Annotated in this window: 22 protein-coding genes and 1 riboswitch; of the genes, 13 read left to right on the top strand and 9 right to left on the bottom strand. The window is 59.5% G+C overall.

The window, feature by feature from the left end; all coding sequences use genetic code 11:
• Positions 1-126: 126 nt before the first annotated feature.
• From H585_RS0112785 to corA, 3 genes are all read right to left on the bottom strand, one after another.
• A complete protein-coding gene (locus H585_RS0112785; RefSeq protein ID WP_014259547.1) occupies positions 127-522 on the bottom strand; it encodes a response regulator in 396 nt (131 codons plus the stop codon).
• A gap of 160 nt (positions 523-682) precedes the next feature.
• Positions 683-889, bottom strand: coding sequence for a hypothetical protein (locus tag H585_RS0112780; protein ID WP_005989363.1), 207 nt, complete (start codon positions 887-889; stop codon positions 683-685).
• A 26-nt stretch (positions 890-915) separates the two neighbouring features.
• Entirely contained in the window at positions 916-1,980 is a 1,065-nt protein-coding gene (gene corA, locus H585_RS0112775) for a magnesium/cobalt transporter CorA (protein WP_027368114.1), read from the bottom strand.
• 97 nt (positions 1,981-2,077) lie between these two features.
• On the opposite strand from corA, the gene H585_RS0112770 reads away from it, so the two are divergent.
• The 3 genes from H585_RS0112770 (at position 2,078) to H585_RS22570 (ending at position 6,169) form a co-directional block, all read left to right on the top strand.
• The gene (locus H585_RS0112770; protein ID WP_005989359.1) at positions 2,078-2,473 is read left to right on the top strand and encodes an FxsA family protein; all 396 of its coding nucleotides are present in this window, start codon (positions 2,078-2,080) and stop codon (positions 2,471-2,473) included.
• Between the two features lie 91 nt (positions 2,474-2,564).
• Positions 2,565-4,619: a putative bifunctional diguanylate cyclase/phosphodiesterase gene (locus H585_RS0112765; protein WP_027368113.1), complete on the top strand. Its 2,055-nt coding sequence runs from the start codon at positions 2,565-2,567 to the stop codon at positions 4,617-4,619.
• Positions 4,620-4,933: 314 nt separating this feature from the next.
• Positions 4,934-6,169 (top strand): tetratricopeptide repeat protein, encoded by a 1,236-nt coding sequence (locus tag H585_RS22570; RefSeq protein WP_081678658.1) that lies wholly within the window; start codon positions 4,934-4,936, stop codon positions 6,167-6,169.
• A 188-nt stretch (positions 6,170-6,357) separates the two neighbouring features.
• On the opposite strand, the gene H585_RS0112750 is transcribed toward H585_RS22570, so the two are convergent.
• Together H585_RS0112750 and H585_RS0112745 are read right to left on the bottom strand one after the other, a co-directional pair.
• Positions 6,358-6,852: a rubrerythrin family protein gene (locus H585_RS0112750; RefSeq protein ID WP_027368112.1), complete on the bottom strand. Its 495-nt coding sequence runs from the start codon at positions 6,850-6,852 to the stop codon at positions 6,358-6,360.
• A gap of 92 nt (positions 6,853-6,944) precedes the next feature.
• The gene (locus H585_RS0112745; RefSeq protein WP_027368111.1) at positions 6,945-7,418 is read right to left on the bottom strand and encodes a Fur family transcriptional regulator; all 474 of its coding nucleotides are present in this window, start codon (positions 7,416-7,418) and stop codon (positions 6,945-6,947) included.
• A gap of 673 nt (positions 7,419-8,091) precedes the next feature.
• Positions 8,092-8,271: riboswitch (cobalamin riboswitch) on the top strand.
• 16 nt (positions 8,272-8,287) lie between these two features.
• Here H585_RS0112745 and H585_RS22565 point away from each other — a divergent pair.
• The 3 genes from H585_RS22565 to H585_RS0112730 all read left to right on the top strand — a co-directional run bounded on the left by H585_RS22565 (position 8,288) and on the right by H585_RS0112730 (position 11,818).
• Positions 8,288-9,094 (top strand): radical SAM protein, encoded by an 807-nt coding sequence (locus H585_RS22565; protein WP_244432542.1) that lies wholly within the window; start codon positions 8,288-8,290, stop codon positions 9,092-9,094.
• A complete protein-coding gene (locus tag H585_RS0112735; RefSeq protein ID WP_244432544.1) occupies positions 8,988-11,012 on the top strand; it encodes a ribonucleoside triphosphate reductase in 2,025 nt (674 codons plus the stop codon). Before H585_RS22565 ends, H585_RS0112735 begins: the two co-directional genes overlap by 107 nt.
• Positions 11,013-11,086: 74 nt before the next feature.
• Complete coding sequence (locus tag H585_RS0112730) at positions 11,087-11,818, top strand: DUF5677 domain-containing protein (protein WP_027368109.1); 732 nt, start codon at positions 11,087-11,089, stop codon at positions 11,816-11,818.
• A 32-nt stretch (positions 11,819-11,850) separates the two neighbouring features.
• Here the strand turns inward: H585_RS0112730 and H585_RS0112725 are convergent, their stop codons facing one another.
• Both H585_RS0112725 and H585_RS0112720 read right to left on the bottom strand, forming a co-directional pair.
• Positions 11,851-12,237, bottom strand: a complete 387-nt coding sequence (locus tag H585_RS0112725; protein ID WP_034627974.1) for a type II toxin-antitoxin system VapC family toxin — start codon at positions 12,235-12,237, stop codon at positions 11,851-11,853.
• Positions 12,227-12,454 (bottom strand): type II toxin-antitoxin system Phd/YefM family antitoxin, encoded by a 228-nt coding sequence (locus tag H585_RS0112720; protein ID WP_027368107.1) that lies wholly within the window; start codon positions 12,452-12,454, stop codon positions 12,227-12,229. Before H585_RS0112720 ends, H585_RS0112725 begins: the two co-directional genes overlap by 11 nt.
• 258 nt (positions 12,455-12,712) lie before the next feature.
• On the opposite strand from H585_RS0112720, the gene H585_RS22560 reads away from it, so the two are divergent.
• The 3 genes from H585_RS22560 (at position 12,713) to H585_RS0112705 (ending at position 14,107) form a co-directional block, all read left to right on the top strand.
• Entirely contained in the window at positions 12,713-13,003 is a 291-nt protein-coding gene (locus tag H585_RS22560) for a hypothetical protein (protein ID WP_027368106.1), read from the top strand.
• Between the two features lie 208 nt (positions 13,004-13,211).
• Positions 13,212-13,619: a VOC family protein gene (locus tag H585_RS0112710; RefSeq protein ID WP_027368105.1), complete on the top strand. Its 408-nt coding sequence runs from the start codon at positions 13,212-13,214 to the stop codon at positions 13,617-13,619.
• A gap of 38 nt (positions 13,620-13,657) precedes the next feature.
• Positions 13,658-14,107, top strand: a complete 450-nt coding sequence (locus tag H585_RS0112705; protein ID WP_027368104.1) for an SRPBCC family protein — start codon at positions 13,658-13,660, stop codon at positions 14,105-14,107.
• 141 nt (positions 14,108-14,248) lie between these two features.
• On the opposite strand, the gene H585_RS0112700 is transcribed toward H585_RS0112705, so the two are convergent.
• Positions 14,249-14,431, bottom strand: a complete 183-nt coding sequence (locus tag H585_RS0112700; protein WP_027368103.1) for a hypothetical protein — start codon at positions 14,429-14,431, stop codon at positions 14,249-14,251.
• A gap of 342 nt (positions 14,432-14,773) precedes the next feature.
• Here H585_RS0112700 and H585_RS0112695 point away from each other — a divergent pair, with 342 nt between their 5' ends.
• Positions 14,774-16,276 carry an ATP-binding protein gene (locus tag H585_RS0112695; protein ID WP_027368102.1) on the top strand — a complete coding sequence of 501 codons (1,503 nt, stop codon included), beginning with the start codon at positions 14,774-14,776 and terminating at the stop codon, positions 16,274-16,276.
• 200 nt (positions 16,277-16,476) lie between these two features.
• Here the strand turns inward: H585_RS0112695 and H585_RS0112690 are convergent, their stop codons facing one another.
• Positions 16,477-18,120 (bottom strand): NAD+ synthase, encoded by a 1,644-nt coding sequence (locus H585_RS0112690; protein WP_027368101.1) that lies wholly within the window; start codon positions 18,118-18,120, stop codon positions 16,477-16,479.
• A 192-nt stretch (positions 18,121-18,312) separates the two neighbouring features.
• On the opposite strand from H585_RS0112690, the gene H585_RS0112685 reads away from it, so the two are divergent.
• Genes H585_RS0112685 through H585_RS0112675 form a run of 3 tightly spaced genes read left to right on the top strand, consistent with a single transcriptional unit; the run spans position 18,313 to position 20,836 of the window.
• On the top strand, positions 18,313-18,792 hold the full coding sequence (locus H585_RS0112685) for a chemotaxis protein CheW (RefSeq protein ID WP_014259564.1): 480 nt from the start codon (positions 18,313-18,315) through the stop codon (positions 18,790-18,792).
• Positions 18,793-18,796: 4 nt separating this feature from the next.
• A complete protein-coding gene (locus tag H585_RS0112680) occupies positions 18,797-20,293 on the top strand; it encodes a CheR family methyltransferase (protein WP_027368100.1) in 1,497 nt (498 codons plus the stop codon).
• A 12-nt stretch (positions 20,294-20,305) separates the two neighbouring features.
• Positions 20,306-20,836 (top strand): chemotaxis protein CheW, encoded by a 531-nt coding sequence (locus H585_RS0112675; RefSeq protein WP_014259566.1) that lies wholly within the window; start codon positions 20,306-20,308, stop codon positions 20,834-20,836.
• Positions 20,837-20,844 lie beyond the last annotated feature (8 nt).

Below are 20,844 nucleotides of genomic sequence, written 5' to 3'. Positions count from 1 at the left end.
CCTTGGACAGGAAACGGGAACCCTGGAGGGGCGACTAAAGGCGGAATTGGTGAAGAGAGGTTTGCCAGACGTGGAGGCTAGGTCCGCTCGCCTGCCGGGCAAGCGGCCTTGGTGGAGCGAGTCGACTCAGGCCAGGCCGAAACGATGCAGCTCCTCGGCCACGCGCTCGCGGGTCACGGGCTTGTTGAGGTAGGCCACGGCCTCGCCACGGAAAAAGGCTCGCGTCACATGGCGCTGGTCCTCGGACGCGCTGACCACGATGGCCTTGACCCGCTGCTGGGGCGCCAGCTTCAGGGCGTTCTCCAGGGCGCGGATTTTTTCCAGGGTCTGGTGGCCGTCCATGCGGGGCATCATGAGATCGACGAAAAGCACGTCATAGGGCTGGTGTTTGGACAGGGCTCGCTCGAAGGCTCGCAGACCCTTGCGGCCGTCCTCGGCCAGGTCGGCTTGGCCGAATTCGGCCAGGGTTTCCCGCATGTACAGGGCGCTGACCGGATCGTCCTCGATTATGAGTATACGCATGATCCCTCAAGGGGTTGGTTTCCTGGCATCTTGTCATCCAGCGTAATCGCAGGATGGAGGCCGTGCGGCACGCCCGATCCTCCCCGGCGGGAAGCCGGGTGCGCCGCCAGTTTTTGGATGTATGCCAGGAATAACCCCCTGAGGGGTGATGTCAACCCGCTTACTCTTCTTTGCTGCGTCTCTCACGCAGCACGGCCATGACCTGCACGGGCGCGCCAGCCAGGCCGCAGTAGCCCAGGCCTTCCTGCCCCTCGCCGGCCGGGCGCCACATCATGCACATGGCCGCCTGACAGAACTTGAGCTTGTCGTCGTGGGTCTTGAGCAGGGGACAGTACTTGAACTTGGCCTCGGATTCCTTGAGCAGCATGCTTTCCTCCGCGGTGGGGTTGACCTTTAGAACCAGTCCTTGCGCTTGAAGTACAGGATCATGCCTCCGGCCACCAGCGCCATGAGCGCCAAGGCGGCATAGTAGCCGTAGCGCCAGCCCAGCTCGGGCATGTGCGCGAAGTTCATGCCGTACAGGCCGGTAATGAAGGTCAGCGGGATGAAGATGGTAGCCACGGTGGTCAGCACCTTCATGACCTCGTTGGTGCGCATGGTCACGGAGGACATGGTGATCTCGATCATGTCCGTCAACGCTTGGCGGAAGGCCTCCAGCGTCTCGACGGCCTGCATGCCCTGATCGTATATGTCGCGCACGAAGACGAGGTTTTCCTCGCGTATGAAGGTCGGGTCGGGCTTGCGCAGGATGGAGACGACTTCGCGCAGGGGCCACAGGGAGCGGCTCATGGCCAGCACGGCTCGGCGCAGGCGGTATATGCCGGCCAGATCGGCGCGCAGGCTTTCCTCGATGAGCTGCTCCTCCATGTCCTCGATCTCGTCGCCCAGCCGGGTCAGGGCCAGGAACGTGTGGTCGATGGCCGTATCCACGAGCATGAGAAAGAGGTAGTCGGCTTCCAACCGATGCGCCTTGCTCCTGCCTTTGACCAGCCGCTGCAAGATAGGCTCGAACAGGCCGTTCTCGCCCTCGGAGAAGGAAAGCACGTAGTTATCGCCCAGGACGAGGCTGACCTGCTCCTCTCTTACTTCGCCCTTGCCGGTCGGGCCGGGCTCGTAGCTCAGGGACTTGAGCACGATGAACAGGCAATCCTCGTGTTCCTCGATCTTGGAGCGCTGGCCCGTGTTGAGCACATCCTCCAGGAGCATGGGCGACAAGGAGAACGCCTCGCCCACGCGTTTGACCAGGCCCTCGTCGTGCAGTCCGCGCATGCGCATCCAGATCACACCGCCGGCAGGCAAGGGCGGGCACACGTCCGTGGCGTCGAGCACCGTGGCCTTGCCCTCGCTGTAGTGCACCAACTCGGCTCTGGGACGGAAGGTCTTTTGCGGCCCTATGTACCGCATGGTGCCGGGCGGCAGGCCGACCGTGCTTTCTCTGTCCTTACTCTCCTCGACCATGCTTTCTCCTTCTGCCGCAAGCGCCGATTCCGCTTGACCAGGGTTCCCAGGCCCGATACGTGCCAAAGGGATACATTATTGCCCAAGGAATGCCGACATGCTGTTCAGGCTTATTATTCTCTTCGCCGCCATCCCGCTCTTGGAATTGTACCTGCTCCTGGCCGTGGGCCAGCGCTTGGGGCCGGTCTGGACCATTGCGCTGGTGTTGGCCACCGCGGCCCTGGGAGCCTACCTGAGTAAATCGCAGGGACTCAGGACCATTGAGCGCATGCGCGAGAACATGAGCCGGGGCGTGGCGCCCGCGGGCGAGCTGGTCAGCGGCGCGCTCATCCTTCTGGCCGGTGTGCTCCTGCTCACGCCGGGTTTCTTGACCGATGCGGTCGGATTCTGTCTGTTGATCCCTCCATTGCGGCAACGCATCATCCGCTTGGTGCAACGCAAACTCGTGGAGCGCACCACCCGCACGTATATTGACATCGACCACCATTCCTGATTCCAATCCAGGGCAAACGCCACTTCGCACATGACGCAGCGGCACGCCGACTACCGGGCTTGGCGCGTGTTGATGCTGTCGGATTTTACACATGGACGAGACAATACAAGAGCATATTCATTTGCGCGAGGCCCTCATCGCCCTGGCCGACGCCCATTTCACGTGTAGCTTGGATGCGGACGGAAATCTTGGGCCAATCGAGGACGGCGCGTTCTTGAGCCGCTTCCTGGGGCGGGAAGGGCCACACGCCGAGGGTGTGAATCTTGACCAGCTCGTGCCCGAAGGGGACGCGGGCATCCTGCAAGGCCTGCTCGGCAGGTTGGCGGCCGACGGCCAAGCGCGTGACACGGTCCACCTCGTGTCCCGCGATGGCTTGTGCGTGGCCTTCACGCTCGTCCTGCTGCGCGAGAACGGCAATGTGGTCGGAGTCCTCCGCCGCCGCGCTGATGACGAAACGTGTATGCGCGCGGCTGAACACGAGCGGCTGGTGGCCGACGAGGTCTATCGGAACGCCATCGAGGGCATCACCGTCACCGACTCTCACGCGCGCATCCTCTTCGTGAACCCCGCCTTCAGCAAGATAACGGGCTACACTGCCGAGGAGGCCTTGGGCCAGACTCCGAGCATCCTCAAGTCGCATCTGCACGACCATGCCTTCTACAAGGCCATGTGGCAGGCGCTGATCAACCACGGGCAGTGGGAAGGCGAGATCTGGAACCGGCGCAAGAACGGCGAGGTCTATCCCGAATGGCTGTCCATCAGCTCGGTGCGCGACGGCCAGGGCAAGCTCCAGCGCTATGTGGCCGTGTTCCACGACATCACCGAGATCAAGGCCAGCCAGGAGAAGGTCAGGCACCAGGCTCATCACGATGTGCTCACGGGCCTGCCCAACCGCCTGCTGCTCAAGGATCGCCTCGCCACGTCCCTGACGCACATGGCCCGCTCGGGGCAGAAAGTGGCCCTTCTGTTCATGGACGTGGACAATTTCAAGCACATCAACGACAGCCTGGGCCATCCGCTGGGCGACCTGCTGCTGCAGGCCGTGGCCGCGCGGCTCAAGGAGGTCATGCGCGACGATGACACGGTGGCTCGCCTGGGCGGCGACGAGTTCGTGATCCTTGTCGAGGCCCTGGAGAGCGAGAACCTGGCCATCGCCACGGCCATGCGCCTGCTGGAGGCTTTTCGCGTCCCATTCCACATCAAGGGTCACGCGCTGACGGTCACGCCTTCCGTGGGCATCGCCCTGTATCCCGACGACGGCGATGACGCCGAGACGCTCATCAAGAACGCGGACATGGCCATGTACCGGGCCAAGGAGAAGGGCCGCAACACTTTCCAGCTCTATACTTCGGCCCTCAACGAGCGCGCCGTGCGGCGCATGACCATGGAAGGCGAGCTGCGCAAGGCCCTGGAGCGCGGCGATATCCAGCCCTGGTTCCAGCCGCGCGTGGGCCTGCGAAACGGCTCGGTGGTGGGCTCCGAGGCTCTGGCGCGCTGGATCAAGCCCGACGGCACGGTCATCTCTCCCGGCGAGTTCATTCCCCTGGCCGAGGAGACCGGCCTCATCCTGCCGCTGGGTGAGCAGATCCTGGAACAGGCCTGTCGCCGAGTCAGGGCTTTTCAGGATGCGGGTTTTCCGGAACAGTACGTGTCCGTGAACCTATCCCCGCGCCAGTTTCGCCAGAAGGATCTGGTAGGCATGGTGGAGCGCGTGCTGCAGCGCACTGGCTTCGACAGCCGCCTGTTGGAGCTGGAGATCACGGAAAGCTCCCTCGTGCAGGACATTGACCAGACCATGGCCACGCTGCGGCGGCTCCGGGAAATGGGCCTGGCCGTGGCCATCGACGACTTCGGCACCGGCTACTCGTCCCTGGCCTACCTCAAGCACTTCCCCCTGGGCGCGCTCAAGATCGACCAGTCCTTCATCCGCGGCATCCCCACGGACCCGAGCGACATCGCCATCACCACGACCATCATTTCCATGGCCCAGAGCCTGAACCTCAAGGTCATCGCCGAAGGCGTGGAAACCCTCCAGCAGCTTAACTTCATCCTGGGCCTGCGCTGCGACGAGTACCAGGGCTACTACTTCAGCAAGCCCCTGCCGCCGGAAGCTTATCTGGAGCTGCTCAGGCAGCGGAAATTATAGCTGATAAAGAAAGAAGCCGGCCCTCACATTTTCGAATCTTCCCCGCCATAGTCACATCATGGGCCTATCTGCTACGGCAAGGCTATTCATAATAAACGCTGACAACTTCAGTGTATACTTTCGATCGCCCCGATTCAGCTCATCCGCAATCAGAAGTACATATTAAAGGAGGTGTATCTCGACATCAGAAGGCACTTTGGATGCCTATGCAGAACCATAATGATGCACATAACAATTTATTATAATAGTCATTGCTGCCAAGACTAGTTTAAATAAGTTTAGGAGCTTTTCATGGGTTAGATAAAGGTAGATTAGTGCAATTTGGTGTCAATGAGTTTGATGTCGGCTGGGTGAGAGGTGATATGCGGATTTGTACACTTGCGTTATTATTATTACTCGTGCTGGGCACGCACTCCACCGCTGCCATATTTGAGGAAGACATATGCCTACAGGCAGAAAAAGAACTATATTCCGGTCGTGGAATTCATCTTTTTACTGAATGTTTAAAAGTTCCAGAGTTGAACAAGTTAGAAATGGCGTATGCATATTATTGCCGTGGTCTTGCCTACGCGTATGTCAGAGAATATTACAAATCTATTGTAAATTTTGATATGTCTATAATTATAAACCCATATTCATCATTGGTGTATAGTGATCGGGGAAATTCATATTTTGAGATTGGCGAAAGCGAGCAGGCTATAGCTGATTGGAATAAGGCAATCTTCCTTGATCCTGGCAATCCACATCCATACGTAAGCATCGGCCATTACCACTATGTTAAAAAAGAATATGTTCATGCAATTGAGATGTTTAATACAGCAATAAAATATAATCCAAAATATGCATTAGCATATAACAATCGCGGGCTTGCTTATCATGAGCTTGGTGAATACCTAAAGGCTATTGCTGACTATAATGAAGCAATTCTTATTGATCCCATGCTTGCTTGGGCGTATAGCAATAGGGGTGGCACATATAGTAAAATAGAAAAATACCAGCAGGCCCTCTCAGACTACAGTAAAGCCATCAAGATCAACCCAAGGCTGGGTAGAACATATAATAATCGCGGATTGACCCATGCAAGAATGGGCCAGCACCAGCAAGCGCTCACCGACTTTAGTAAAGCAGTTGAGCTCGAATCCGACAATAGCGAAGTGTATTACAACCGGGGTTTGACCTATGACATCCTAGGCAATCATCAGAAAGCTATTCAGGATTATATAATGGCGATCCGTATCGATCCTAAGTTGTCAAAAGCTCACAATAACTTGGCTTTCACTTATGCAACAGCAAATCCTCCTCAGTTGCGTAATATGGAGGAAGCCTTGAGCCATGCCGTTATCGCTGTGCAGTTAACCCTCGGTGAGGATTGCGCTTCCTTGGACACGCTGGCTAGTGTGTACGCCATGACAGGTCTATTCGACATGGCCGTGGAAGTCGGGCAACAAGCTGTTAATTTGGCCCATCGAAATGGCAATATCAAGGAAGCCGTGAGGCTTGAGCAAAGCCTGGAGCTGTACAAGAGCGGCATAACCCCTTCTGGATTATAGAATCAGTCTATAGTTGCCGCTATGTCTCAAATTAGCTTCTGTCGTCGGATGCAGCGCCCTAGTTGCCCGTGCAACGGATGACTCTGGCGATACCATAAGTCTTGCTTAAAGCTGCTAAGCTTGCCAACAGAAAAGGCCCGCCGTGAAGCGGGCCTTTCCGGTGTAAGGGAGGCGAGGGGAGGAAATATCTAATCGACCTTGAAGAAGGCCTTCTTGGCCGCCTGGCAGACGGGACACTTCTCGGGCGCTTCGTCTTCCACGGTGTGTCCGCACACGGAGCAGACCCAGTAGTCCGTTTCCTTGTTGCTGCCCAGGTTTTCCAGGGCCTTCTGGTACAGGTCGGCGTGGGTCTTCTCCACGGTGTTGGCGAACTCGAAGGAGCGCAGGGCGGCCTTGTTGCCTTCGGCCTTGGCCGTCTCGATCATGCCGGGATACATGCTCTTGAACTCGTGGGTCTCGCCGGCCACGGCGTCCTTGAGGTTCTCGGCCGTGGTCTTCACGGCGCCCAGCACGCGCAGGTGGGCGTGGGCGTGCACGGTCTCGGCCTCGGCCGCGGCGCGGAACAGCTTGGCCACCTGCGGATGGCCTTCCTTGTCGGCCTGCTTGGCGTAGGCGAGATACTTGCGGTTGGCCTGGGACTCACCGGCAAAGGCTTCCATCAGGTTCTCTTCGGTCTTGGACATGATGATCTCCTTATGGTCACGGGATGACTGCGTGACGTGTGTTGTTTGCAGTAATTAAGAATCAAACCTAACTCGTAAGGAGTATTTATCGATTAGTCCGCAGATACGCAAGCGTTTTCTTTCGCATCTTCTTCCCGGCCAGCAGTGCAGGCCTGGCATACACCTTCCACAACCAGATGCACTACGCTCGGCTGGCCCCACTCGCTCACGCACCGGGGCAGGTCCATGGCCTCGTACTCCGGCCATGAGAAATCCGTTACCACGCCGCAGACCGTACAGGCCATATGTTGATGCGGCCGCACAGCCTGGTCGTAGCGCGCCTCGCCTGAAGCGCAGCGCACCCGGCAGACCAGGCCGCAACGCTCGAAGGCGGCCAGGGTGCGGTAGACCGTATCCAGGGACAGGCTGGGCATGCGCTCGCGGATACGCCCGTGCAGCGCCTCCACCGTGGGGTGATCCCGCGCGGCCAGGATCTCGCGGAACACCTCCATCCGCTGGGGCGTCTGCTTGAGCCCGGCTTCGCGGCAGGCTCGACCGAACAGGTCGCGCTCCTCGGTCATGTGCATATTCTTCTCCTTATACGGCCGCTGCGCGTGCGCTGCTAAAATTCTTCAAGCTTGCATGCGCCGCAAGAGGCGGACCTCTGCTTCGCGGGGCCGGCTGCTTGATCGGCTCTTCGGCATCCCGACTCGTTCTTAGCTAGTATAGAATAGCAGTGGCAAGGGAAAAGGCAAGCCTGTTCGGAAGAAGGTTAATAACTTCTGGATCAGCCCGAGGTTGGCTGGAGCCGCGAGACCACTTCCGCATGACACTTTTGTGAGCTGCTCGCAGGCAGTGCCAATGGCCGGCCATGCGCGGGAAGGCTGGCCAAGCGGATCAGGAGCATTAGGCGCATTGGACGCTGAGTTTGGTAAGTCAGCCTCGGTTTCGATGAGCGACTATTCCACGTGTAATGGACAGAACAAAAATGCAAAACATGTCGGAATGCATATGTGAAGTGTGCATGAATGCAGTTGTTTCGCATTGATGTGCAGAAATTTAATGTATTTCGTGCGCTTGTTGCATTTACGCACATCCGGGCCGGAAGTCGGCTTGGAGGGTTGACGGTTAAAAAGGCCTGTCGATGCTGGAATAGCATGGTGTGGATGATTTTTTCCGTCCAGATACTATACAAATCTTTTTGGTGGAGGTAGATTGGCCTCCGACCATGAATGTCGCCCCCGCCTCGAGCCTGGGGGCGGATTTGTGAATACCTCGGGTGGCCCGCGAGGGCCTTGTACGGGAATCCGGTGCGAATCCGGAGCGGTCCCGCCGCTGTAAGCCCGCGAAGATGATCGGTCATGGAGCCACTGGAGCGCGACTCCGGGAAGGCGACCGATTTGGGCGAGCCAGAAGACCTGCCCGAGGCCAACCTCAACCTGCGGCCGGCACGCGGATGCCGGTCAGGGAGCGCGGCTTTGCGCCGCTCATAATACTTATGGAAAAAGACAAGAACGCCTGGGGCAACCTGCGCGGGCTTACGCCCTTGAGCCTTTGCGACTGGCCGGGGCGCGCCAGTTGCGTCCTGTTCATGGGTGGATGCAACCTGCGCTGCCCAACCTGCCACAACGCTGGTCTGGCTTGGCGGCCCGAGCGCCATCCAGTGCTGTTCGGCCCGGATGTGCGCGGCTTTCTTAAAAAGCGCGCGGCCTGGCTGGACGGCATCGTGGTCACGGGCGGCGAGCCCATGGCCGACCCGGGCCTGCTGCCCTTCCTGGACGACCTGCGGGCTTACGGCCTGCCCGTCAAGGTGGACACCAACGGCATGCGTCCCGACGTGCTGCTCGAAATCCTCAATCGCGGCCTGGCCCAGGCCTTTTCCGTGGACGTGAAGGGCCCCTTCGAGCTGTATCCGCAACTCACGGGCGACGCGGTTTCGGCCGCCACGTCCAAGGCCCTGCTCTCGTCCATTTTCGGGCTGGCCGAGCAGCATCCCGAAGCCTTCATGTTCCGCCTTACCCATGTTCCGCTGCTCACAGAAACCGACGTGGAGACCGCGCGCGGCTACCTGCCGGCCGGCTTCAACCTGACTATTCAGAACTACATCGCTCCGGGGGGAACGTATGCCGCTACAGATTCGCAAGAGGGACGGACGACTGGAAACGTGGTCCACGGACCGCATCGGCGAAGCCATTCTCAAAGCCCTCAAGGCCAGCGGCATCAAGGACCCCATCCTGTCCAAGAGGCTCGCCTGCAAGGTTGAGAAGAAACTCGAAGGCCTGGACGTTGCCGAGCAGGAACAGATTCAGGATACCGTGGAACTGGTGCTCATGGAGAACCGGCTCTACGACGTGGCCAAGAAGTACGTCCTGTACCGCGAGAAGCGCCGCGAGCTGCGCGCGCACAAGCAGGCCTACCTGGACATCACGGAGACCATCGACCAGTATCTGACCAAGGCTGACTGGCGGGTGAACGAGAACGCCAACATGACCCACTCCTTCCAGGGGCTCATGCTGCACCTCTCGGGCACCATACAGGCCCGCTACGCCCTGGAGAAATATCCCGAGGAGATCCGCGCCGCCCACGAGCACGGCTACTTCCACATCCACGATCTGTCCTTTGGTCTGGCCGGCTATTGCGCCGGTTGGTCCCTGCGCGATCTGCTCATCGAGGGCTTCAACCTCGAGGGTCGCTCCTGCGCCGGGCCCGCGCGCCACTTCGATTCCATCCTGGGCCAGATGGTCAATTTCCTGGGCACGCTGCAGAACGAGTGGGCCGGCGCTCAGGCCTTCAACAACGTGGATACCTATCTTGCGCCCTTCATCCGCCACGACAACCTGAACTACGACGACGTGCTCCAGATGATGCAGAAGTTCGTGTTCAACCTGAACACGACCTCGCGCTGGGGCGGCCAGAGCCCGTTCACCAACCTGACCTTCGACCTCAAGTGCCCGAACCACATCGCCAACGAGGCCGTCATCATCGGCGGCAAGCTCCAGGACTCGACCTACGGCGAGTACGAGCAAGAGATGCAGTGGATCAACAAGGCCTTCCTGGAGGTCATGCTGGCGGGCGACTACCATAAGCGCATCTTCTCCTTCCCCATCCCGACCTACAACATCACCTCCGACTTTCCCTGGGAAACGGAGATCGGCGAGCTGCTGCTGCAGATGACCGCCAAGTACGGCGCGCCCTATTTCCAGAACTTCATCAACTCGGACATCAAGCCCGAGGACGTGCGCTCCATGTGCTGCCGCCTGCAGATGGACCTGCGCGAACTGCGCAACAAGGTCGGCGGACTGTTCGGCGCGGGCGACCTGACCGGCTCCATCGGCGTGGTCACGCTCAACCTGCCCAAGCTGGCCTACCTGTCCGAAGGCGAGGAGGATTTCCTCGACCAGGTGGAGCAGTACGCCGAGATGGCCAAGGACTCCCTGGAGTTCAAGCGCAAGATGGTCAACGAGAACCTGGAGCGGGGCATGTTCCCCTGGACCAGGCGCTACCTGAAGAACGGCTTCAAGGCGCACTTCTCGACCATCGGTCTGGTGGGCGGCCACGAGGCCTGCCTGAACCTGCTGGGCAAGGGCATCGAAACCCCGGCCGGCATCCGCCTCATGCAGCGCACCTTGAACCACCTGCGCAAGGTCACCAGCCGTTTCCAGGAAGAGACCGGCAACCTGTACAACCTGGAAGCCACGCCCGCCGAAGGCACCAGCTACCGGCTGGCCAAGATCGACCGCAACTTGTACGCGGACATCCAGACCTCGGGCAACGGCACGCCGTATTACACCAACTCGACCACGCTGCCCGTGGGCCAGTCCAGCGATATCATCTACGCCCTGGAGCACCAGAACGAGCTGCAGCCGCTGTACACAGGCGGCACCGTGTTCCACACCTACCTGGGCGAGGCCGTGACCGACACCAAGGCGCTCAAGAACTTCATCGTGCGCGCCCTGACCAAGACCAAAATCCCATACATCTCCATTACCCCGACCTTCTCCATCTGCAAGAGCCACGGCTACATCGCCGGAGAGCAAGAGCAGTGCCCCGAGTGCGGCGGAGAGACCGAGGTGTATACGCGGGTTGTCGGGTACTACCGGCCGGTGAGCCAGTGGAATAAGGGCAAGCAGGCGGAGTATGCGGATAGGTTGGTGTATGAGGGCGTGGATTCGATGTGCTGAGGTTAGAGGGGGAAGGCGAATTGAAGAAAACTGGGAGCCGGCGAAAGCCGGCTTCCTTTTGAATCGGAGTGGATATGAATCGTGAAAGAGCGTGTGAAGATTTCCTTAAGCTGTACAACGAAGTAGCTGGGATGTCTGAGAGGCTAATTTACCATCAAGAAATATCTCAGCTTTATATGTTTACCCTGCTAGCAAACATACTCGAGAAAGCAAATGGCGTTTACATTCTTATTAAGGAGGGTAATTATACTTCCACTCCAATTGTATTAAGATCTATGCTGGAAGCATATGTAGATTTAAGATCAGCAAAAAATGATAGTAATTACATAAAACATGCGCTAGCGGCATACGCTTGGGAGCGCATTGAGGCTGCTAAGATTATTCAAAATAGTAATGATGAAAGTGCCAAGTTAGACATAGAGTTGGCAAATAAATATCAGATAGAAAGCCAAGAGGAACAAAAGCAACTATCTCAAGAAGGTTTTTCGCGATTATTCAGTAAAGAAAAATTTGAAAAAGCTAACTGCGAAGCAAACTTTAAAATAGTCAATATGCTACTCTGCTCATATTCTCATAATAATATATCAAGGCTTGAACAAAGGCATTTGGAGGTTGAAGGCGACAAGGCAGCAATAGTTGTCTTCAAAGATATTGACGATAGTGATCTGAAGTTTTTCTTCAGTCTATTGATTACTATTTTGTTCGGTGCAATTGAGGTTGTTTTAATTAGTTTAGATCAAATGGAGGAGCATAAATCTCTATTTAAGCATATGCTTAGTTTTAGAGAAATACACGGTATTGAATAAAAATAACGTTTCCATGCTTTATGGTATAGCTTCTACCAAACCACCCCCACCCCATACTCCTCAAACACCGCATCCGATGTAACAATCTTCACTCCTTCCACCTTCGCCTGCGCAACAATAATCCGATCGAACGGATCCTTGTGTGTGAACGGCAGCGCGCCGGCCATGGCGGCGTGCTCCATGGTCACTGGCAGGGGCCGCATGCCTGGATACGCCTTGACCGCAACCAACAGTTCTCCCAGGTCCATGCTCAACTCCAGTTTGCCCAGATTGATCTTGAGCGCGATTTCATAGCCGGACACTGCCGAGACGAGCAGGTCGCTTTCCTCGATCGCTTGCCGCGCCGCCGCACTGAGCTTGCCGGGATTGCCGAACCACCAGAGAAGCGCGCAGGTATCCAGGAGCAGCCTAGAGGCCATAGTATTCGTCCGGCAGCGGCTCGTTGAAGTCCTCAGACATCTTTATCTTTCCCGCGAAAAGTCCGGCGGGTGGAATGCGCGGCTTTTCCTCCACTGGGACGAGCTTGACCACGGGCTTGCCGTTGCGGGCGAGGATGACCTCTTCGCCTTCTTCCGCCCTGGCTACGAGTTGCGAGAGTTGCGTCTTAGCCTCATGCATGTTGACGATTTGTGCCATTGGCCACCTCCTTGGCTAAGTCTGTTAGCCAACCATATGGATCGGATCAAAATCGGTCAAGCGGACATGCGTAAGCTCCTTTTGCCCCGTGCAACAAAACGCACACCTGACGTGCAAAAGCCTGCATCTTGCACAGTGTGCAGCAGCTTCCCACCGCTGTGACCTAACCCGCTAATCCATGTTCATCCACTTAATGCGATTAGCAAACGCAATCATGGTACAGCGCCTGCTCAGTGAAGGTCAAAAGGAGGTACAATCGTGCGCATCCTGCTGATCACACTCACACTGGCGTTTACCCTTGTAACCCTCAGCGCGGCACCCGCCTTCGCCGACAAGGTCGTCATCGTCAACAACGGCTGTGATCACGATGACCACCGTCATCGACCCAAGCACAAACACTGGAAGAAAAAACACAGACACGAAAGACGTGAAGAGTACCGAGAGGTGCACCACTACCATCACAACGAGTCCCGTTCCCGCAGACCCGCTGGCGGCCACTACGTGGCAATTGGCGGACCGACGTTCGGCGTCTTTGTGACCGGCCGCTAGGCCGGGATAGGGGGCGGTGAGAGCCGTCCCCCTTTATATACGAACAAGCCTTCCAATCGACCCCGCCGAGTGACGTAAATCCCGTCTCCTGCTACGTTGACGAATCCGACCGGCTTGCCGCCGGACAGCGCCATGCCATGGCGATATGCATCCCCAAGCGTTGATGCAGCTAGAGAAATGCTGTCAGCAAAAGACAAAGGAGATGAGGATGGCGAAGCAACTCTTCGTGAACCTGCCGGTAAAAGACCTCGATAAATCCAAGGAGTTCTTCAGCAAGCTCGGTTTCGGATTCAACGAGCAATTCACCGACGAGAATGCAGCCTGTTTGATAATCGGCGAGAATATCTACGCGATGCTTCTGACGGAGCCATTATTCAAGACATTTACCAGGAAGGAGATCTCCGACGCTAGGAATAGCACGGAAGTCCTGATCGCCATGGACGCGGGCAGCAGGGCGGAAGTCGATGATTTGGTGAGCAAGGCCCGGCAGGCCGGCGAATCGGTCTACATGGAGCCCATGGACCAGGGCTGGATGTACGGGCACAGCTTTGCCGATCTGGATGGGCACCAGTGGGAGATCATATACATGGACATGGCCGCGATGCCTCAAGCCTGATGGTTATAACGAATCCGCCAACCCCAGGAGGTATGAACATGAGCAAGGAGATGATGAAAAAGACGGTCACGATCAACGCGCCCAGGGATAAGGTCTGGGATGTGCTGCTGCGGGACGAGTTCACGCGGGTCTGGTATGCGGAATTCAGCGAAGGGTCGCACGCGGAAGGCGACTGGAACGTTGGCGGCAGAATCGCATTCGTGGACGGCAGCGGCATGGGCCTGGTGGGCAAGCTTGTCGCCAAGAAGCCTCCCGAGCTGCTTTCCATCGAGCACCAGGCAGTCATCATGAATGGAAAAGAGGACCAGAGCAGCCCTGAAGCAATGAAATGGCGAGGCTGCAAGGAGAACTATACCCTGTCTCAAGAGGACGGGAAAACGACTTTGACTATCGAGCAGGAGCTTCCTGAAGAGTACCTCGATTCCATCCCGAAGTCGTGGGACAAGGCAGTGAGGAAGATCAAGGAGCTGTCGGAAAGCACGATGTAGAAGGAAGAGGAATCCGCCCGGCGCGGACGGTCCGATGCCGGCTTCCGAGCGTGAACGGTTGCGCCCGTCGAACGTGCGGACCGATAATCCATCGCGTGCATTGCCGGGAGTATCTACTCCCGCGCAAGCACGCCCGCGCATCTACCCGAAAAAGTGATCCAACCCGAACATGGCCGCGCTCAGCACTGCGATCCTGATCAGTAAATGCACGGCCAAGGTCTTCTTCTCCTCGCCCTCCGCGCTCCTGCGCTTCATGAAATACTCGAATCCGCTCACGGCCAGGCCAAGGACAAGAACGATCTGCACGAGACTTATCCATAACATGACGCTACTCCATGGGCTGAACATTGAGTATTGTTCAATCCATGCTAGAACTCACAGGCTCGGGAGTACAAACACCATGCGCGGCATGTCCGAACAGGCGGGCGGGCGTGTGGATTACGGAAAACGGCCCGTCTGCTATCTTCAACTTGCCCACGCATCTGCACTTTCTTTTCGTCTTGCACTGTAGCAGAAAAGAAGCTCTTGAAAGCGATAAGGGGTGGCGTATAAGTTATAATTGGATGCGATATAGCAAGGAAGAGTCTGGAAAGTATAGATACATCCGCCGGAGAAAAGGCACGGACGCAACCAGGCATTGAGCTTGCGCGTTAACGAGAGAAATGCATGATCCATATTCGGACTGTACGCTCGTTGTGGCTGCGATTACTCATTGCCATCCTGGTTGTGCTCGTCGCCGCCTGGCTCAGAATATTGATCATTGGCTCTCATCAGCCGCGCGTCCTCTTTGTTACGCTCTATCCCGCAGTGATGATCGCCGCCATGGTTGGCGGAATTTACGCCGGTTTGCTGGCTACAGCCCTTGCCTCTTTCCTTGCCGCAGTCTGGCTGGAGCCAACAGGGTTCTTGATAATCGAGGATGTCATCGATTGGCTGGGCATGGGCATCTTCATCATAAGCAACATCATGATATCCCTGCTCGCCGAGTCGCTGTTGCGCGCCAGGGCGCAAGCCGAAGCGGCAAACAAGGCCAAATCCGATTTCCTCGCCAATATGAGTCATGAGCTCCGCACGCCCATGAACGGCATCATCGGCTCCATCGAGCTGGCGCTCATGAAGGAGCCTTCAACTTCCGTGCGTAATTATCTGGATATGGGCAGGAAATCGGCGCTTAATCTGCTCGACATCGTCAACGATATCCTGGATCTGTCCAAGATAGAGGCCGGGAAATTCGAGTTGCAGAGGATACCATTCGATCTCGATCAATGCGTTACCGATGTCGTCGAGGCTCTCGAGGGCATTGCGGAGAGGAAAGGCGTGGACCTGCGCCATGGCATCGATTCGGAAGTGCCGAGGCGGCTTGTGGGCGATGCGGTCCGCCTGAAGCAGGTGCTCACGAATCTGATAGGCAACGCGATCAAATTCACCGATCAGGGCCGCATCCTGGTCAACGTGGAAGATGCCGGCCAGGGGAGCGATGGCCGTGTCCGCATACGCTTCTCGGTGCGCGACACAGGCATCGGCATCGCGCCGGACCGCATTAAGCATGTGTTCGACAGCTTTTACCAAGCCAATATCGAAAATCTGGCAAAATACGGCGGCACAGGGTTGGGGCTGGCCATCTCCAAACGACTGGTGGAAATGATGGACGGCGAAATCGGTGTGGAGAGTTCACTCGGCGAAGGCTCCCATTTTTTCTTCACGGCCCTGTTCGGCCTGGCTGGCGCGGAGCAGGCGAAAATGCCGGAGCCAACGCGGGCCGAAGCGGAGAAGGCGGGTCTGCGGGGCCTTGAAATTCTGCTGGCCGAAGACAACGAAATCAACCAGCTCGTCGCCGTGGAGCTGCTCCAGAAGAAGGGCCACCGCGTGACTGCCGTGGAGAACGGCGCAAAGGCCCTGGAGGCGCTCTCCAGCAACACGTTCGACCTGGTGCTCATGGATGTGCGCATGCCGGAGATGGACGGGGAAGCAGCCACGAAGGCCATTCGGGGAGGGCAGGCCGGTGATCCCGATATTCCTGTCGTCGCCCTGACCGCATACGCCCTCAAGGAAGATCGCGAGCATCTGCTTGCCGCCGGGATGGACGACTACATCTCCAAGCCCATCGATCCGGACGAGCTGGAAAGCGTGATCAGGCGAGTGTTCGAAAAGAAGGGCAGGCGATCATAAGGCAGGCAGCCAATATAACGGACCCGGCTTTATTCGGATAGACTCTTGACGGAGTGAGGGCTGGAAGAGGGGCAGCGCCTCTCTCCCGGCTTACAGCACCCTGCAGATGAAATTAAATGGGGGTGCAGGGTGCGCCGCTCCCTGCCGGGAGAGAGGCTGAGAGAGGGCGGCGCCCTCTCTCAGGTCAAATGCAAGATACCTTAAAAAGTCCAGCGTCGTGCGATGGGCATGCGCCAGCCGGTGCCGAAAGCCCGGCGGGTAATGCGCAGGCCGGGCGCGGCCTGGCGGCGCTTGAACTCGGCAATGGCCACCAGCTTGAGCACTCGGCGCACCGTGGGCTCGTCGAAGCCCGCGGCCACGATCTCCTCCAAACCTCGGTGTTCCTCGATGTGCAGGGCCAGGATGGCGTCGAGCACATCATAAGGCGGCAGGCTGTCCTGGTCGACCTGGCCGGGACGCAACTCGGCCGAGGGCGGTTTGGTCAGGATGGACTCCGGAATGATCGGCGTGGGCGAGTCCGCGTTGAGCTGGCGGGACATGGCGTAGACCAGCGTCTTGGGAGCGTCCGAGATGACCGCCAGTCCGCCGGACATGTCGCCGTAGATGGTGCAGTAGCCCACGGCCAGCTCGCTCTTGTTGCCCGTGGTCAGCAGCATGGAGCAGTATTTGTTGGACAGGGCCATGAGCAGGTTGCCGCGGATGCGCGACTGGATGTTCTCCTCGGTCACGTCCGGGCACAGGCCGCGGAAGGGCTCCTCCAGGGTCTGCTCGAAGGCCGCCATGAGCGGGGCGATGGGCAGGGTCAGGGTGCGCAGGCCCAGATTGCGCGCCAGCTCCAGGGAGTCGTCGATGCTGCCCCGGCTGGAATAGGGCGAGGGCATGAGCACGCCCAGCACGTTGTCGGGTCCCAGGGCGCGCGCGGCAACGGCGGCGGTGAGCGCGGAATCGATGCCGCCCGAAAGGCCCAGCAGCGCGCTTTTGAAGCCGCACTTGCGCGCATAGTCGCGCGTGCCCATGACCAGGGCTTCCAGTGCATCGGCCGGGCCCGAGAGATCGGCCGGCAGCGGCACCGGGGAGGCCGCGAGGTTTACCACGGCGACATCCTCGGCAAAGGCCGCGAGGCGGGCAAGGATGCGGCCCTGGGAGTCGAAGACCGTGCTGCGGCCGTCGAAGATCAGGTCGTCGTTGCCGCCGACCTGGTTCACGTAGGCCAGCGGGGCCTTGTATTTGCGGGAGATGGCCGCGAGCATGCGCTCGCGCTCGGCCTGCTTGCCTAAATGGAACGGCGAGGCCGACAGGTTCAGGATCACGTCGGGCGCTTGGCTGGCCAAGGCCTCCAGCGGATCGAAGGCGTAATTGCGCCTGGGCCAGTAGTCCTTGTCGTTCCAGATGTCCTCGCACACGGTCACGGCCATGCGCAGGCCGTCCAGCTCGAAAAGCTTGGGCTCCTGCGAAGGCTCGAAGTAGCGCGATTCGTCGAATACGTCGTAGGTGGGCAGGAGCGTCTTGTGGAAAGAGTGCCGCAACCGCCCGCCGCCCAGGAGCACGGCCGCGTTGCGCAGGAGCTTGCCGCAGGGGCCGGGATTGGCCTCCACCGTGCCCACGAGTACGGGAGCCTCGTTGGCAAGCCTGCGGGCAAGATCTTCCAGGGCTTCCGTCACGCGGCGTACGAAGGAGCCGAACAGGAGCAAGTCCCTGGGCGGATAGCCGGTCAGGGCCATTTCCGAGGTCAGGCACAGGCGCGCGCCTTGGGCAGTGGCGCGGCGCACGGCCTGCTCGATGCGCGCGGCATTGCCTTCGATGTCGCCCACGGTGGGGTTTAGCTGGATAAGTCCGAGCCGCATGGCCAGCACCATAGATCAAGCCCCGCAGACGCGCAACGCCGTGGATCGGTTGTTTATTGCCTTCACGTGCGCTTGCTGCCCAAGCCGGTGGCGTGTAGTGAATATGCTGATTCCGCTGCCGGAGCAGGCGGGCGCACCTGGTCGGCATCCCGCCGCGAGAGTGCCCCGCTTCCGCCGCAAGGAGGGCGGAGAGTGGCCAAGCCGACCCGTTATGTCCTCTTCAGCCTGGACAGCCACCGCTTCGCGGTCCCCTTGCGCGATGTGCTGAGCGCCGAACGCGCGGCATGGGTCACGTCCCTGCCGGGCGCGCCCGAGGTGATCCTGGGCGCCGTGGACATCGGCGGGCGCATGGCTCCCGTGGTGGATTTGCGTCGCCGCTTCGGCCTGCCCCCGCGCGAGTTGCGCGTCTCGGACAGTTTCCTGCTCGTGCGCGCCTCGGGTCGCCTGCTGGCCTTGCTGGTGGACGCCGTGGAAGGCGTGCGCGAGGCCATGGCCTCGTGCATCACTCTGGCGGGCGAAATCTGGCCCGGCCTGGAGTACCTGGACGGCGTGGCTCGCCTGGAAGACGAAATCGTGCTCATTCACGACCTGGCCAGGCTGCTCTCCCTGGAGGAGGCGCAAGCCCTGGACGAAGCGGCCTCCGGCCTGCGCCGGGAGCAGGCCGACGCCTAGCGCCATGCCTTCCTCCTCCCTATCCCCCGAAACCATGGAGCGGCTGAGCCGCTTTGTCGGCAAATATCTCGGGCTGCACTTCCCGGTCGAGCGTCACAAGGACCTGCTGCGCGGCGTGGCCAGGGCTGCGGTCGAACTGGGCCGCAACGGCCCGGAGGCGCTTGTGGAGGAGATCCTTGCGGGTCGCGCGAACCGCCATGTGCTGGACAATCTGGCCGGGCAGCTAACCATCGGCGAGACGTATTTTTTTCGCGACAAGCGGCTGCTGGACCTGCTGCGCGAGGAGGTCCTGCCCGGCTTGCTCCGCCGCGCCAGCCGGGAAGGTCGTCCCCTGCGCATCTGGAGCGCCGGCTGCTGCACCGGCGAGGAGCCCTATACCGTGGCCATTCTGCTCAAGGAACTCATGCGCGGCGCGATACAGGTGCCGGTGAGCATCCTGGCCACGGACCTCAATCCGCGCTTCCTGGACAAGGCCCAGCGCGCCATCTACAGGCAATGGTCCTTCCGGGCCACTCCGTCGCGCATCCGCAACGCCTGGTTCCGCAGCCTGCCCGACGAGGTCTGGGAGCTGAGCCCGGACATCCGCTCCATGGTCAGCCTGGCCTGTCTCAATCTGGCCGTGGACGCCTATCCGGCGCTGGAGAACCGCACCAACGCCCAGGACCTCATCCTTTGCCGCAACGTGCTCATGTATTTCTCGCCGCAGTTGGGCCAGAAAGTCGTGACCAAGTTGCACGGCTGCTTGGTGGACGGCGGCCTGCTGGTGGTCGGGCCCAGCGAAGGCAGCCTGGTGACGAGCAGCGGACTGTTTAGTGTGGACCTGAACGAGCGCGGCATTCTCTATTGCCGGGAGTCCTGCCGGATCGGGCAGCCTGCGCCCAACATTACGTCGATGCCTGAGCCGACCGAGCCGGACCTTGCCGGTCCTCCTGCGCTGCCAGTGCAGGATTCCCTGCCGGCGGCGGGTCTCCTTGACAGAAAAGCCGCAGGCGAGGCATCGCTTATCGAACAAGCATTGCATGAGGCCCGCGCGGCTGTTGAGCGCGGCTGCTACGCCGAGGCCGGAGAGCGTCTGGCCTCGGTGGACCGGAGCGGCCTGTCTCCGGCCCAAAGCGGCTTGTTGGCCAATCTTACGGCCAGGATGCTGGCGGGCTCGGGAGATCTTGCGCTGGCCGAGCGGACTTGCCGCGAGGCCATTGCCGCGGACAAGATGCACGCGGCCCATCACTACCTGCTGGCGGTCATCCTGCAGGAGCTACGCCGACTGAAGGAAGCCGTGGAGGCTCTACAGAAGGCCCTCTACCTGGAGCCGGGCTTTTTACTGGCCCACTTTTCCCTGGGCCTGCTGCTCAAGGAACTTGGCCGCGAGCAGGAGAGCAGGCGGAGCCTGAAGAACGCACTGGCAGGGCTCCAGGGGCTGGACCGCGAGGGGATAGTGCCTGAATCCGAAGGCATGACCGCGGGCCGGATCACGGAGATCATCCAAGCCATGATTGGGTAAACCGGGTAAGCCATGGACGACGGCATCCAGATTCGCGAAGCCATTCTCAAGGCCCGGGCCGCCAGGCTGGCCCGACGCCACGGCCCCAAGGCCGAAGCCGCGGAAGACCTCGCTGGATGGCTGTTTTTCCGCCGCTCCAGGCGCATCTTCGGCCTGGAGACAAGCTGCGTCCTGGAGGCCCAGGTTCTTGGCGGGCTGACGCCCATTCCCTGCGTGCCGCCTTTCATCATGGGCGTGACCGCCCTGCGCGGCCGAGTGGTGGCGATAATGGATCTGCCGCTGTTTCTGGGCCTTGACCCCGGTTTGGTCCCGGAAACGCCGGCGGTGGTAATCGCACGGGGTCATGGGCTGGAAACGGCCCTGCTGGCCGACGAAGTGCTGGGAGTTCAATCCCTGGCCGAGACGGACAAGCTTCCCGCGCCGGCCAACCTGCCGTTGGCGCTGGCGGCCTTGTGCCGGGGCGTGACAACGCAGGGCTGGCTGCTGCTCGATGGGGATGCGCTGCTGACGGACCAGAACCTGCTGGTCGAGGAGCGTGTTTAGAGCATTTT

Source organism: Desulfocurvibacter africanus subsp. africanus DSM 2603 (genome assembly GCF_000422545.1).
Classification (GTDB): Bacteria; Desulfobacterota; Desulfovibrionia; order Desulfovibrionales; family Desulfovibrionaceae; genus Desulfocurvibacter; species Desulfocurvibacter africanus.
Note: the sequence above shows the minus strand (reverse complement) of the source record. Positions and strands in the feature narration are given on the sequence as shown.

What these genes read in the sequence shown, in the direction of transcription:
- H585_RS0112750 (WP_027368112.1), bottom strand. Translation starts at nt 6,852, where the DNA reads ATGTCCAAGACCGAAGAGAACCTGATGGAAGCCTTTGCCGGTGAGTCC.
- H585_RS0112780 (WP_005989363.1), bottom strand. Translation starts at nt 889, where the DNA reads ATGCTGCTCAAGGAATCCGAGGCCAAGTTCAAGTACTGTCCCCTGCTC.
- H585_RS0112710 (WP_027368105.1), top strand. Translation starts at nt 13,212, where the DNA reads ATGGCGAAGCAACTCTTCGTGAACCTGCCGGTAAAAGACCTCGATAAA.
- H585_RS0112770 (WP_005989359.1), top strand. Translation starts at nt 2,078, where the DNA reads ATGCTGTTCAGGCTTATTATTCTCTTCGCCGCCATCCCGCTCTTGGAA.
- H585_RS22565 (WP_244432542.1), top strand. Translation starts at nt 8,288, where the DNA reads ATGCCGGTCAGGGAGCGCGGCTTTGCGCCGCTCATAATACTTATGGAA.
- H585_RS0112785 (WP_014259547.1), bottom strand. Translation starts at nt 522, where the DNA reads ATGCGTATACTCATAATCGAGGACGATCCGGTCAGCGCCCTGTACATG.
- corA (WP_027368114.1), bottom strand. Translation starts at nt 1,980, where the DNA reads ATGGTCGAGGAGAGTAAGGACAGAGAAAGCACGGTCGGCCTGCCGCCC.
- H585_RS0112745 (WP_027368111.1), bottom strand. Translation starts at nt 7,418, where the DNA reads ATGCACATGACCGAGGAGCGCGACCTGTTCGGTCGAGCCTGCCGCGAA.
- H585_RS0112680 (WP_027368100.1), top strand. Translation starts at nt 18,797, where the DNA reads ATGCCTTCCTCCTCCCTATCCCCCGAAACCATGGAGCGGCTGAGCCGC.
- H585_RS0112720 (WP_027368107.1), bottom strand. Translation starts at nt 12,454, where the DNA reads ATGGCACAAATCGTCAACATGCATGAGGCTAAGACGCAACTCTCGCAA.
- H585_RS0112695 (WP_027368102.1), top strand. Translation starts at nt 14,774, where the DNA reads ATGATCCATATTCGGACTGTACGCTCGTTGTGGCTGCGATTACTCATT.
- H585_RS0112700 (WP_027368103.1), bottom strand. Translation starts at nt 14,431, where the DNA reads ATGTTATGGATAAGTCTCGTGCAGATCGTTCTTGTCCTTGGCCTGGCC.
- H585_RS0112705 (WP_027368104.1), top strand. Translation starts at nt 13,658, where the DNA reads ATGAGCAAGGAGATGATGAAAAAGACGGTCACGATCAACGCGCCCAGG.
- H585_RS0112690 (WP_027368101.1), bottom strand. Translation starts at nt 18,120, where the DNA reads ATGCGGCTCGGACTTATCCAGCTAAACCCCACCGTGGGCGACATCGAA.
- H585_RS0112765 (WP_027368113.1), top strand. Translation starts at nt 2,565, where the DNA reads ATGGACGAGACAATACAAGAGCATATTCATTTGCGCGAGGCCCTCATC.
- H585_RS0112675 (WP_014259566.1), top strand. Translation starts at nt 20,306, where the DNA reads ATGGACGACGGCATCCAGATTCGCGAAGCCATTCTCAAGGCCCGGGCC.
- H585_RS0112725 (WP_034627974.1), bottom strand. Translation starts at nt 12,237, where the DNA reads ATGGCCTCTAGGCTGCTCCTGGATACCTGCGCGCTTCTCTGGTGGTTC.
- H585_RS0112730 (WP_027368109.1), top strand. Translation starts at nt 11,087, where the DNA reads ATGAATCGTGAAAGAGCGTGTGAAGATTTCCTTAAGCTGTACAACGAA.